This is a genomic window from Neorhizobium petrolearium (assembly GCF_029854435.1).
Taxonomy (GTDB): Bacteria; Pseudomonadota; Alphaproteobacteria; order Rhizobiales; family Rhizobiaceae; genus Neorhizobium; species Neorhizobium petrolearium.
This window is the reverse complement of sequence record NZ_CP123000.1, coordinates 2994982-3007826: the sequence shown is the minus strand read 5'-3', so window position 1 is coordinate 3007826 and position 12845 is coordinate 2994982. Positions and strand designations below refer to the sequence as shown.

At 59.5% G+C, this 12845-nt stretch carries 12 protein-coding genes and 2 pseudogenes; 11 read left to right on the top strand and 3 right to left on the bottom strand.

Annotation, left to right across the window (positions count from 1 at the left end; translation table 11 throughout):
• Positions 1-27: 27 nt before the first annotated feature.
• Together QEO92_RS14930 and QEO92_RS14925 are read right to left on the bottom strand one after the other, a co-directional pair.
• Positions 28-1341 carry an NAD(P)/FAD-dependent oxidoreductase gene (locus tag QEO92_RS14930; protein WP_227703562.1) on the bottom strand — a complete coding sequence of 438 codons (1314 nt, stop codon included), beginning with the start codon at positions 1339-1341 and terminating at the stop codon, positions 28-30.
• A gap of 22 nt (positions 1342-1363) precedes the next feature.
• Entirely contained in the window at positions 1364-2077 is a 714-nt protein-coding gene (locus QEO92_RS14925) for an SDR family NAD(P)-dependent oxidoreductase (RefSeq protein WP_227703561.1), read from the bottom strand.
• 272 nt (positions 2078-2349) lie between these two features.
• Between QEO92_RS14925 and QEO92_RS14920 the strand changes: the two genes are divergently transcribed.
• The 11 genes and pseudogenes from QEO92_RS14920 (at position 2350) to QEO92_RS14870 (ending at position 11854) form a co-directional block, all read left to right on the top strand.
• Positions 2350-4059, top strand: a complete 1710-nt coding sequence (locus tag QEO92_RS14920; protein WP_037149581.1) for an ABC transporter ATP-binding protein — start codon at positions 2350-2352, stop codon at positions 4057-4059.
• Complete coding sequence (locus tag QEO92_RS14915) at positions 4059-5030, top strand: ABC transporter permease (protein WP_227703560.1); 972 nt, start codon at positions 4059-4061, stop codon at positions 5028-5030. The genes QEO92_RS14920 and QEO92_RS14915 overlap by 1 nt, the downstream gene beginning before the upstream one ends.
• The gene (locus tag QEO92_RS14910) at positions 5027-5854 is read left to right on the top strand and encodes an ABC transporter permease (RefSeq protein ID WP_227703559.1); all 828 of its coding nucleotides are present in this window, start codon (positions 5027-5029) and stop codon (positions 5852-5854) included. The genes QEO92_RS14915 and QEO92_RS14910 overlap by 4 nt, the downstream gene beginning before the upstream one ends.
• A 27-nt stretch (positions 5855-5881) precedes the next feature.
• Positions 5882-7411 carry an ABC transporter substrate-binding protein gene (locus QEO92_RS14905; RefSeq protein ID WP_227703558.1) on the top strand — a complete coding sequence of 510 codons (1530 nt, stop codon included), beginning with the start codon at positions 5882-5884 and terminating at the stop codon, positions 7409-7411.
• A gap of 205 nt (positions 7412-7616) precedes the next feature.
• Positions 7617-7869, top strand: a pseudogene (locus QEO92_RS14900) (IS110 family transposase); the annotation flags it as partial.
• Positions 7870-7908: 39 nt separating this feature from the next.
• On the top strand, positions 7909-8163 hold the full coding sequence (locus QEO92_RS14895; RefSeq protein ID WP_227705173.1) for a type II toxin-antitoxin system VapC family toxin: 255 nt from the start codon (positions 7909-7911) through the stop codon (positions 8161-8163).
• Between the two features lie 480 nt (positions 8164-8643).
• A complete protein-coding gene (locus QEO92_RS14890; RefSeq protein WP_037149590.1) occupies positions 8644-8898 on the top strand; it encodes a FitA-like ribbon-helix-helix domain-containing protein in 255 nt (84 codons plus the stop codon).
• Entirely contained in the window at positions 8895-9314 is a 420-nt protein-coding gene (locus QEO92_RS14885; protein WP_037149593.1) for a type II toxin-antitoxin system VapC family toxin, read from the top strand. The genes QEO92_RS14890 and QEO92_RS14885 overlap by 4 nt, the downstream gene beginning before the upstream one ends.
• A 165-nt stretch (positions 9315-9479) precedes the next feature.
• Positions 9480-9710: a type II toxin-antitoxin system VapB family antitoxin gene (gene vapB, locus QEO92_RS14880; protein ID WP_037149595.1), complete on the top strand. Its 231-nt coding sequence runs from the start codon at positions 9480-9482 to the stop codon at positions 9708-9710.
• Positions 9710-10111: a type II toxin-antitoxin system tRNA(fMet)-specific endonuclease VapC gene (gene vapC / locus QEO92_RS14875; protein WP_227703557.1), complete on the top strand. Its 402-nt coding sequence runs from the start codon at positions 9710-9712 to the stop codon at positions 10109-10111. Before vapB ends, vapC begins: the two co-directional genes overlap by 1 nt.
• 231 nt (positions 10112-10342) lie before the next feature.
• A complete protein-coding gene (locus QEO92_RS14870) occupies positions 10343-11854 on the top strand; it encodes a hypothetical protein (protein WP_227703556.1) in 1512 nt (503 codons plus the stop codon).
• Positions 11855-11898: 44 nt separating this feature from the next.
• Here QEO92_RS14870 and QEO92_RS14865 read toward each other — a convergent pair.
• A pseudogene (locus tag QEO92_RS14865) lies at positions 11899-12625 on the bottom strand (hypothetical protein); the annotation flags it as partial.
• Positions 12626-12845: the final 220 nt, after the last annotated feature.

Genomic DNA, 12845 nt, shown 5'->3' with positions numbered 1-12845 from the left:
CTTTGGCCAAGGTTATTCAGGAACGGATCAGGCCGCCTTGGTCTTCTTGAATCGATCGAAGCGGAAAGGAGCCGGATCGACACAGGGCTCAGCGCCGGTGACGATGTCGGCCATCAGCTTTCCGGCGCCGGGCCCGATACCGAACCCGTGTCCGGAGAAGCCGCTGGCAATGAAGAAGCCGGGAACGCCGCCGGCCGGACCGATGACCGGGACCGCGTCGGGGGTGACGTCGATGAGACCGGCCCAGCTCTGCGTTATGCGGCTGTTTGCGAAAGCAGGGAAAGCCTTTACCAGATGAGCAAGGCCCTCGCGGTTGAAGCGCTCGAAAGGCACGGGATCGAGGATACGCACCTGCTCGAAGGGCGAAACCTCGTCCGAGGCCCAGGAACGTGGGGTTCGCCATTCCTGAATGAAGCGGTTGCCGACGCGCAATTTCAGCTCTCGCCAGCTCTTGATCAGCGTGGGTACGAAGTCGGCAAAGAGACGGAAGCTGTCCGGGACGATTGGTGCGATATTGGCGTTGCGCATTGCAATCGAGAAACTACCGTCGAGCCGTTTGCGGAAGGAGAAATTATCCGCCCCGACCGGCATATCCGGCACCCCCTCCACCGCGGTCGCGCGTGCCACCGAGCCGAGGATCTTCAGCTGTGGAAAATCAATACCCATATTGCCGCTGAAGAGCCGCGACCAGGCGCCACCTGCCAGAATGACGGAGGAGCAGGCAATGCGCCCCCGCTCGGTGATCACGCCGCTGACGCGTCCTGCGGAGCGCTCGACAGCGCGAACGGCACAGCCCGTCAGCACATGGGCGCCGGCGCGGATGGCGCCGCGGGCGACGGCCGGAGCGGCCTTGAACGGTTCCGCCCGGCCGTCGGTGGACGTGTGCAGCGCGGCGGTGAAACGTCCGGTCACGCCGGGAAGATGCTGGCGCAGTTCTTCAGTGCGAAGCAACCGGGAATCGAGGCCGAAGTTGCGTGCATGCACCAGCCAGGCCTCGTATTCCGCTTCCTGGCGCGCATTACGACAAAGATAAGCAATACCCGTCTGCCGGAAACCTGTTTCTTCGCCGACGCGATTGTTCATGCCTTTCCACAGCGAAAGGCTTTCGATGGCGAGCGGCAGTTCGGATGGATCGCGGCCCATTTGACGCACCCAGCCCCAATTGCGGCCTGACTGCTCGCCGGCGATCAGGCCTTTTTCACAAAGGGCGACCGAAACGCCGCGCTCCGCAAGCTCCAGGGCCGTCGAAACCCCGACAATGCCGCCGCCGATGATGACGACATCCACCTTTGCCGGCAGGGTCTGCGTGGAAGAGACTGCATCAGGAATAATACGTGACATGGCTTTTTCCCGAGGACGCCGATCAAAGCATGTCTTCGAGCCGGCAGTTTACCAGCATCTCGGCCATGGCTGCATTGTTGGGAAGCTCGATCGCTGTGCGGACGAGAGAGGCCAGCGTTTCCGGCTGGATCATCTGGTCGGGTGTCACCTTGTTCGTGTAGGAACTCATTTCCGTGCGCACGAAGCTCGGGCATATGGCGGTTGCCCGCACACCTTTTTCCCAGGCGACGTGGCGCGTCGTATGAGTGAGGCCCATCACCGCGAACTTTGTCATGTTGTAGCCGACGAAGGCGTTCCTGACCCGCTTTCCGGACATCGAGGCGACGTTGATTATGCGGCCCGCACCGGTAGCCTCAAGGTGCGGCATGCAAAGCCGCGTCATGCGCAGTGGCGCCTTGACGTTGACCGCCCAAAGCCGGTCGAGCGCCTCGTCGTTGTCGTCCATGAGCGAAACGCGCTCGCCGAGGCCGGCATTGTTGACCAGGGCATCGATTCTTCCGAATTTCGCGACAGCCGCCGCCACCCAGGCTTCCGATGTTGCCGGATCGTAGGCATCGAACCGCGCATAGTGAAAGCGTTCGCTCTCCGGTCCCAACTTGGCTTCGAGCGTACCGACGTCGCGGGCTCCGAGGCTGAGGCGGTAGCCATGTTCGGCAAGCTCGTTAGCGATCGCGAGGCCGATGCCGCGGCCCGCGCCGGAGATCAGCACCACGCGTGAGAGATTTTCGGACGTCATTGTCATCCCCTTGGCGCGGCCGGCAGGTCGCGCATTCGTTTGCATGAACGGTAAGGTGGCTTTTCATTTCTGGCAAGGCTGAATTTGGTAGAAACTCCAGAAAAGCTTCAAAAACTATCATATTTGAAGGCGATCTGGCAAAATACAAACGTATGCTTGACGTAGTTTGGCGCTTTATGCCTTAATGATGAAAATATGCGCCAGAAGCGCTCAAAAAAATACGGGAACGCGCTCTCCGGTGTGGGGAGCTCATCGCAAAATCGGATCGCGGTATGCCGGGTAGGGAAATACTGAAAATCGACAATCTTTCCGTCGCTTTCAGGACGGAGGCCGGGCTTCGTCCCGCAGTGAATGGCGTGTCCCTGTCACTTGTCTCCGGCGAGATATTGGGACTTGTCGGGGAAAGCGGCAGCGGCAAGACAATCCTGTCGCTGGCCGCCATGGGACTGTTGCCGCAAAACGCGGTCGTAACCAGTGGTCGTGTGGAATTTGCCGGCGCAGATCTGCTCACAGTGCGGCCGGACGTCTTGCGCAAGCTGCGCGGCAAGCGGATTTCCATGATTTTCCAGGATCCGATGGCGTCGCTTGACCCGGTCTTTAGGTGCGGCGATCAGATCGTCGAAGCGATCTTGCTGCATGAGCGGATGACGAGGCGCCAAGCCAGGGAACGGGCGCTGGAACTGTTGCAGAAAGTGGGGATCGCGGATCCGGCGCGCTGCCTGCGCTCCTATCCTCATGAGCTGTCCGGTGGCCAATGCCAACGTGTGATGATCGCCATGGCGGTGGCCTGCAAGCCGGATGTCATCATTGCCGACGAGCCGACGACGGCACTGGACGTCACGGTCCAGAAACAGGTTCTCAACCTGCTGCGCGGCCTCAATCGGGAAATCGGCGCGGCAATTCTCCTCATCACGCACGATCTCGGCGTCATTTACGAGGTCGCCGACCGTGTTGCTGTGATCTACCACGGCGATCTTATGGAGGAGGCTGCCACGGCTGACCTCTTCGCTGCGCCTTGCAGCGACTACACCAAGGCGCTGATCGCCTCCATGCCGTCCGCGTCCGCGCCGCAAAGCCGTCTTCCGGTTATAACAAGAGATGGAAGTGGCATGATTTCCAGCTTGGCAGAGGCTCGGCCGGCAGCGAAACCGAAGCCTGCCATAGATGGGGCGTCCGAACCGCTGCTGCATATCCGGGACCTGACCAAGAGTTACTGGGTCCGCGACAATGCTCTTGCGACACCGCGGGCGTTTCGCGCCGTGGACAATGTCAGCCTTGCCATCCCGTCCCGTTCGACGCTCGGTCTCGTTGGTGAGTCTGGTTGTGGAAAATCGACGCTGTCCCGGCTCGTCATGCGGTTGATAGAACCAGATGACGGCGCCATCGAATTCGACGGTCGCAACCTCGTTTCGCTCGGCCGCGAGGAGATGCGCGCTGCTCGCCGCGACATGGCACTGGTGTTCCAGAACCCCTACGGATCGCTCAATCCCCGCCAGACGGTGACCGATCTCGTCGCAGCGCCGATCGATATTCATCAGGGCGGACGCGGTCGGGAGGCGGCGGTTGCCAAGCTCATGGATGCCGTCGGCCTGCCGCGAAATGCCATGAAACGCTATCCTCACGAATTCTCCGGCGGTCAACGCCAACGCATCGTGATCGCCCGTGCGCTTGCACTCAAGCCGCGCCTTCTGATTTGCGACGAGGCCGTTTCGGCACTCGATGTGTCCGTTCAGGCGCAAGTCCTGAACCTGTTGCAGGATCTGCAGGACGAATTCGACCTGACCTACCTCTTCATTTCTCACGACATGTCAGTCGTTCGCCATGTCAGCGATATGATCGCGGTGATGCAGAAAGGGCGGATCGTCGAAGCAGGCCCCGCGGGCGAGGTCTTCGACAACCCGAAAGCGGAATACACACGGACGCTTCTCAGCGCGGTGCCGAAGATCGGCAACGCAGATCCGATAGCCCTGGAGGCGCGTTGATGCAGACCCTTTCGACATTCGTCATCGTCGTGGGAGCAAGGCTGGCGACCGCGCTGGTGCAGCTCTGGGTCATCGCGACACTTGTGTTCTCCATCATGTACATCATGCCGGGCGATCCGGTTCTCCTGCTGCTCGGTCCTGAGAGCCATCCGTCGCCAGAGGCGGTCGCGGCCCTGCGGCAGCAGCTCGGTCTCGATCAGCCGGTATTGTCGCAATATCTCAAATGGCTCGGCAATGCCGCCGTCGGTGATCTCGGTAAATCCCTCGACGGTTATCCGGTGATCGAATATGTGACGGCGAGCCTTCCGAAGACCATGGAACTCGCCAGTGCGGCGATCCTGGTCGCGGCCATCATGGGTGTGCCGGTCGGTATTGCCGCGGCCCTGAGGCGAGGGCGATTTCTCGATGGTCTGCTGACGTCGCTTTCGACGCTCGGTATCTCCGTGCCGGTCTATATTCTCGGATCGCTGCTGATCCTGCTGGTCAGCCTTAAGCTCGGGTGGCTTCCTTCCAGTGGCTACACCGATATTTCCCGAAACGCCTTTCTGCACTTCCAGAAGCTGACGCTGCCGGCGGTGACCCTCGGGCTGGGGCTGGCCGCCTCGATTGCCCGCATGACACGCTCGTCCATGCTGGAAATCCTGAGCCGCGACTTCGTGCGGTCCCTGCGGGCCAGGGGCATGCGCGAGCGTCGCGTCATCTGGTTACACGTCCTGCGCAATGCGGCAATTCCGATCGTGACGATCGTTGGCCTGCAGCTTGGCAACCTGATGGGTGGGACGGTGCTGGTCGAGGCCCTCTTCAACTGGCCGGGGCTGAGTACGCTGCTCGTCACCGCCGTCTCAAACCGCAACTACCCTCTGGTTCAGGGCAGTATTGTGACGATTGCGGCGCTGTTCATCCTCATCAATCTGTGCGTCGACATCCTCTACAGCCTGCTCGATCCACGCATCCGCCGGAAACGCGCATGAAGACGTTCCTTCCTTTCCGCCATCCGCTCGTTCTCGTCAGCCTGCTCGTGGTGACGACGGTTCTCGGCATCGCGCTGGTGGGGCCGGTCATTGCTCCGCATGATCCGCTTGCGATCAACCAGAACGCTGTCAATCAGGCGAGTTCGACGAAGTATCTGCTCGGCACCGACGAATTTGGCCGAGACATCCTTTCTCGCCTCCTGGTGGGAATCCGCCCGACCATCCTGGTGGCGGTCATTTCTACCCTCATCGCCGCAGTCGGCGGTACGGCTTTTGGTATCATCGGTGCCTACAGCCGGCCGGTCCTGGCGTTCTTCGTCATGCGCGCCGTCGATATCATGCTGAGCTTCCCGGCGATCCTGCTGGCACTTCTCGCCGTCGGCTTCTGGCGGAGCGGGATCGCGAGCCTCAGCGTCGTCATCGGCATCATCTTTATCCCGCAATTTGCGCGCGTCGCTCAGTCGGCCACCCTGCAGGTCATTCGGCAGGAATTCGTCGAGGCGGAGCATGCTATGGGCGCGCGCTATCTGCGGGTCGTTTTCAAGGCCATCTTGCCGAATATCCTTTCTCCACTGGTCGTCCAGGGAACCTTGACGATCGCCGCGGCGATCCTGCTCGAATCCGGCCTGAGCTTTCTCGGTCTCGGGATCGTGCCTCCGGAGCCCTCCTGGGGGCAAATGATCGGAACAGCGCGCGGTTATCTCAACCAGAACCCAATGTACGTGGTCTGGCCCTCCGTGTGCCTCGCATTCACGGTTCTCGCCATCAACATCCTCGGAGATGCGCTTCGCGATCATCTCGATCCGAGGCTGCGTGAAAACTGACAATCTTCAACAAGGAAAGGGAACAGCATGAAGAGAATTCTCCAAATGGCTCTTGCTGCAGGTCTTCTCGGCCTGATGACCACGACGGCCCTGGCGGGCGGCACCCTCTATTTTGGGCTTTCGGCAGAACCGTCGACGCTCGACACGATCATCCAGCCAGGCACGGCGGGCCGTACGGTCAAACTCGCCATGCATCGCGGTCTCGTCAACTATGGGATCGATGGCAAGATATCGCCCGAGCTTGCCGAGAACTACGAGATCAGCCCTGACGCCAAGGAATATACCTTCCACCTGCGTGACGCGAAGTTCCATGACGGTTCTCCGGTCACGGCTGCGGACGTCAAGGCCTCGTTGGAGCGGATTCTCGATCCCAAGGGCAAAGGAGCTTTCCGCAACGAGCTTTCGATCATCTCCGGCATCGATACGCCGGACGTCAAGACGGTGAAGCTGAAGCTGTCCCAGCCCTCCGTGTCACTGATGGGCTATCTGGCACTGCCGGAATCCGTGATCGTTCCGGCCGCGTGGCTTGCCAAGAACGCGGACAATGCCACGGCTTCGCCAATAGGCGCGGGGCCGTTCCAATTCGTCAACTGGACCCGAGGCCGCGAAATCGTGGTCAAGAAGTTTCCCGGCTACTACAAGCAGGGCAAGCCTGATCTCGACGAAGTCCACTACGTCTTTTACGGCGACGAGAACACGCGTGTAAACGCGCTGAAATCGGGGGACGTCGATATCATCGAATATGTGCCGGCCAAGGACGCCACAGCCTTGGAGAAAGGGCCTGACACCGAGCTCCTGACCATGAACGGCCCCTTCATGGGGCTCCAATTCAACACCAAGTTTGAGCCGTTCTCCAAGCCCGAGGTGCGTCAGGCTATCGCCTATGCCGTCGATCGCAGCGTCATCATCAACACGGCTTTCAACGGGCTGGGCACACCGATCTACGGTATCGCTATTCCGGAAGGCTATATGGGCTATTCCGCCGAGAAGGCCAACTACTTCTCCCATGATATCGACAAGGCCAAGGCACTGCTGAAGAAGGCGGGCTATCCGAACGGCTTCGAAGCACGGCTTCTCGCTTCGTCCCAATACAGCTTCCATCAGAACACTGCGATCGCGATCCAGTCGGAACTCGCTAAGATCGGTATCAAGCTGACGCTCGACCTGCCCGACTGGGCAAGCCGCATGGCGAAGGCAAATGCCGGCGATTACGATTTTGCCGTGCTCGGCAGCCTGGGGGAAATCACCGACGCCGACTGGCTCAGCAACTACTATTATGGCGGGGACAAGCTGGTGCGCACCAACAACTCGCCGTATTTCGACGATCCGCAGATCAACGAAATTCTCGACAAGGGCAGGGCCACAGTCGACTCTGCGGAACGAGAGAAGATCTATGGTGCTTTTGTCGATCGCGCATTGGAACTTTCGCCGCTCGTGTTCTTCATGTGGCGGCACCAAGACTATGCTGTCCGCAAGGGTGTGACCGGCTTCACCAATATGCCTGGCTTCCTGACCTTCCAGTCCGGCTTCAGCATCGAGAATACCAAGATCGAGTGAGCATGCCGGTATGGCGCTTGCGTAAAGTGAGGCTGGGATGCCGGCCTCACTACGTAGGCGCTTGCCGGAACAACGATCCTCTACGATTTAGATGCCGTTGGGCCGGCGTCTCATGAGTAGCCAGTTTGATGGCTGTCCCTCAGAATGATGATGTTTGGGAACGAGGTCCGAGCGATCGGCGTCAAGCATCACGAGAGGAACAGCCATGGAGTATTATGCAGGAATCGATGTTTCGCTGAAAGCGAGCAGCGCGTGCGTGGTCGAGGCGACAGGCAAGTTGGTTCGCGAGGTCAAGGGTAGGCAGCGAGCCTGAATGCCTGGTCGGGTATTTTGATCAACTGGACTTTCCGGTAGAGCGCATCGGCCTTGAAGCGGGCCCGTTGTCCCAACGGCTACACGCGGCTCTGGTTGCTGCGGGTGATGAGGTGGTGTTGGAGACGGGTACGGTTCTGGCTGGTCGTCTCACTGGGTCGAGGCGGTCGAAGGCTATTGGAATTTTGGACGAGTTTCTCACCACGCTCGGCATCGACATCGCCCCGGTCGATGATCGTCTGGCCCGCGCGGCGATGAAGGCGAGGATCGAATACAGCCAGGGATTCGGCATGCGCGGCGGACTGAACTTTGCCTATTGCTTCGCCTACGCGCTGGCAAAACAGCATTCGGCCCCGTTGCTCTATATCGGCAACGATTTCGGCCTGACTGATATTCGCTCGGCGCTGGACGCTCCTAGCCCAAAGAACCGGAAGAAGTAGATGGCCGGGAAAGGGAGCGCAAAACCCGACATCCCGCGGCTCATGCGTGACGCTCAGCATGGTGAGTTCAGCGTCCTGCTGCCGAGGCGCTGGACCGGATCAGCCGCGATCAGGCCGATGTCGCCACGCTCTACAAGCAGTTGAAGTTCGCGGGCGTCACCATTCCGACTTTTCGATTGATTCAAGTGTTTGCGGCCGGACTCCAAAGAAGACAATAGGTTAATACGCCGCTGCCGATAAATCGCGATTTACCTGGATACCTTTCAGGGGTGTTGGGTTTCCTTCTCATCTGCGGCAAGAAGATGGGCTTGTCGCATTCCTATTTACGCGGAAGGAGGCTACCGGGTGAGCGGTCCATATCTTTTGAAGGCGCGATATCTGAACAAATAGGGTTTCGTCCTCGTTAATGAACCTCTTGAAAATTGCTGTCATTCTACATATTTTGATATCAAAGCCATCATTTCTATGGAGGTGATATCAATGCCGGCAGTCACCATTCGAAACCTTTCTGACGAAACACATCGTGCTCTGCGGCTGCGAGCGGCTCATCATGGCCGAAGCACCGAGGCCGAGATCCGTGACATTATTGAAGCCGCTGTTCGTCCCCCCGAACGTGTTAAGCTTGGCTCTTTACTGGCGGCTATTGGTCGTGATGCCGAGCTTTCCGACAGCGACGTTGAGGCCCTGCAGAAAAGTCGCGACAAAACGCCTGCTGAACCGATGACCTTCGAATGATCTTGCTGGACACCAACGTTATATCCGAGCCTTGGAAACCGGTTCCTGACGCGGCAGTGATCGACTGGTTGGACGCCCAAGCTATCGAAACGCTGTTCCTCTCCGCAATAACGATTGCTGAACTTCGCTTCGGGATTGCTGCTATGCCTTCAGGGAGACGGCAAACTATCCTCCGCGACCGCCTTGAGGGCGAAGTGCTGCCCCACTTTTCCGAGCGCATCCTGCCCTTCGATCTGGCGACTTCTCAGTTTTATTCGGAACTGATGGCATGCGCTCGAGTATCTGGGAAGGCGATCGGCACAGCTGATGGCTACATTGCAGCCTCAGCGGCAGCAAACGGCCTCGCGGTCGCAACTCGCGACACAAGCCCGTTCGCGGCTGCTGGGTTGAAGGTGATCAATCCCTGGTCCAGATAACGACAGTGCCCATGTAGATATCGTAGATCCGTATCCCAAGGCGAAGGCGCCAGTCACAACAGATCGGAAGTTCGTAACCTGGTTCATCTGGTGGTATATCCCATTGGGATATCCCATTCGATGCACTACGTGAGGTCGTGGTTGTTACATCCCGGAGGAACGCAGATGGAGCAGGGTGCAGTATTCCAGAGCAATCGAAGCCAAGCTGTGCGTCTGCCGAAGGCCGTCGCTTTGCCTGCTGATGTGAAGCGCGTCGATATTGTCGCCGTCGGACGCACTCGCATTATCGCACCTGCTGGCGAGGTCTGGGACAGCTGGTTTGAAGGAGCGACGGTGACATCGGACTTTATGAATGAGCGTGATCAGCCCGCTTCGCAGGAGCGCGAGGCATTTTAATGCTGAAGTACATGTTGGACACCAACATCTGCCTTTTTACGATCAAGAATCGGCCGCAGCACGTGCGCGAGGCGTTCAACCGTCATCATGGTCAGTTGTGCATCAGCTCGGTTAGCTTGATGGAGTTGATTTACAGGGCGGAAAAGTCAGCCAGTCCGGAAAAAAATCTGCCCGTTGTAGAGGGCTTCGCCGCGCGCCTCGAGGTGCTACCCTACGACGCAATGGCAGCCAGCCATACAGGTCAATTACGCGCCGAGCTGGCGCGCAGTGGAACTCCGATCGGACCCTATGATCAGCTGATCGCGGGACACGCTCGCTCGCGAGGGCTGATTATGGTCACGAATAATCGTCGTGAATTTGATCGGGTGCCCGGTTTACGGGTCGCAGACTGTACCGCTTAGTCTCGAACGATTGATCGCGATATCCATGTGTAAACCTCAATTGATTGATTGCAGTATATCAGTCAGACGGAAATCTACGTTCAATTGATCGTAGCCATGCTTCCAGCCAGCCCTGTGGAGATTTCGCCGTTTCATGCCTCGTTCCCCCCGCTATACAGTCCGTTGGGTCAAAGCCATCTTTGCGGGCGCGTGCGTCTCCGTGGTGAGGCATATATGAAACCGGAAGAACATATGCGTGCTGAGCATTTGCAGGCTGTTGCACGCGAGGCGCTTGAGATGTTCCTTCTCGAACGCGCCGAAACGGACGAGGAATTCGCCTTCTGGCTCGATGCCAGGCTTGCGGCCACTCTTCCGAACAAGGCCAGCGCGCCGCTCGATCCGGAATCGTTTCGCCGTCGCGCTGAAGCCCTCTTGTCCGCGGCGGGTTCCGGTCGCCGCCGGAGGCGCTGGGATGATTGGGATGCGGATATCGATGAAGCAACGCTCGAAGAGCTGATTGGCGCGGCGGAGCCTTTTCTTGCCGTGGGGCGGGGTGCTGATGCGTTGGCGATCTTGAAGCCGGTGGCCGGGGCGCTGGCCGACTATTGGCCTGAAAGCGCCCATTGGGACGAAACCCTGCATGAGTTCTTTCCCAGACTTGACCAGATGATTGCCCAGGCCGTGCTCATGGATGGAGTTTCCCAAGAGACGCGCGACGAGCTTACCGACGAGCTGCGCGGCTGGCAGGACGAGGTCGCCGCGTATGGCGCCGATGACGCGTTCTCTACAACCATCGCTGCTTGCATGAGGGGCTGGGACGATCTGGGCCTCGAGGACGCGCTCGCCGGGCGGGGGCAGGGCTGGCCGCCCGGGGGGAGAAGCGATTCGCTCGAAGGCGATCTGACGCGGGCCAGGCTTGCGGCGCTCGCAGGAATGGGGCGGATCGAGGCGTATCTGAACCTTTCCCGTGCCGCTGGACTTCATTGTGAGCATTCTGTGAAGCTGGCGCAGTTGGGCCGCGTGGATGAGGCTATTGCGACCGCCCATCAGCGCCTCGCCACGCCCGACGACATGTTGCGCGTCGTCCAGGCTGTCGCCGCCGCGGGCCAGATGGACGCGGCGCTCGATCTTGCCGCCTGGGGACTGGCGTTGCAGGCGCGCGATGAAAACTGCGACGATTGGCGCCGTGGAGCGGGCAAGGTATCGCTGGCCCGCTGGCTGCGCGAGAAGGCGCAGGAGGCGAGCAGGCGGGACATCATGCTCATGGCGGCGCGGGCCGCCTTTGAGGAAAGCCTCGCGAGGGAAGATTTCCGCGCAGCATCGAGGCTGGCCAGCGCAAAGGACTGGCCCGGCTTGCGTGAGGAGCTGCTCGCGGTGCTCGTGGCGGCGCCGCATGCGTTCGAGCGGATCGAAATCCTGCTTGACGAGGATCTGATCGATGAGGCCGTCGCCTGCGTCGATCCGCATGAAGCGCGCTTCAATCCTTATGACGATGCGCTGGAGCGCCTTGCCGAACAGGCTTACGCCGACCATCCCGACTGGACGATTGCGCTCGCCTGCCGCATGGCCGATCCCATCATGAGCGAGGGGCGATCCGGCCACTACGAGACCGCCGCCGGGTGGCTCGCCATCGCCGCGCGCGCCCATGCGGCCAGCGGACGATCCGCAGAGTGGCACGAGCACCTCGAAAAGCTCATCGAAACGCATCGCCGCAAGCACAAATTGCGCCCGCTGCTCGAAGCACTGCGATATGTGGCTGATTGAAAGGTATGTTCTGCCGGAGTGATGTCGCCAAGATCGCGACCCTAAAGCGACCTCGCCTGGTGCGGCAGCTTCGCTTTGAAATAGCCCTCCGGCAGCCGGTAACGTCGCTCTATACGTCGCATGACGCCGAAGCTCGCAACTGAGCGCAGTACGCCTCACCCTGAATCCAGGATAGCAGCGTTTTACTGTCGAAGGTTTCGTTTAAGCGGATGGCTGCGCGGTAAAGCTGCCAATAGCTGTCGCCGAAGATAGACGAGCGCATCTTGAAAATTCGCCGGATCCTCTGTCGCGTCGAACAATGGCTCCAGAAACGGACTGATCGGTTTCGGCTGCGGTCCGCGCGACGCAAGCAGACTGAGCAAAGGCGCCGTCTGCGGCAAGGCGCTGCGGCTTTCTGGTGGAGGAGGCAGTGGCTTGCGGCTTGACCTGCGCTGTCGTGCTCGTTCTGGCAGCCGGCCTTGTTGGCCGAGCGTCTTCAAAGGCCGGTGGCGCGCCGAGCCATCGGATGATCGCGTCTAGGCCGGGACGTAGCTGCCTCTTCAGTTCTGCCGTCAACTCGTCTTCGATCCCGCAGGCCTGTCCGATCGTTGTCCAGTCGATGCGGCCATTCAGGATCGGTGGCGGTTTCCGGTAGATAATCAGGCGGATGAGGTAAGGCCGGACATTCTCCAGCACCCGCTTCGATGCGATCGGCGCAATATGCAGCTCGCAGAATTCTGAGATTTTTCGTTGAAAATGACGTGATGAAAGATCTTGTTTAGGCATACTCATTCCATTTCTCTCGGCGCCGGTGCCAAGGGCAAGCGGGAATAGGAGGCGGCCTTTGACAAAACATGCATCGGAGGAAAGATATTTTAGCCGCAGCGCTCGTTCCTGCCATCACCTAAACACACAGAGGGATGATCCGCAGACGGATCATTTTCTCCATGATGATCCTCTTTCGTGTCATTTTCCTTGACTGACTCGGATCTAGAAAGATATTTAGACGTGT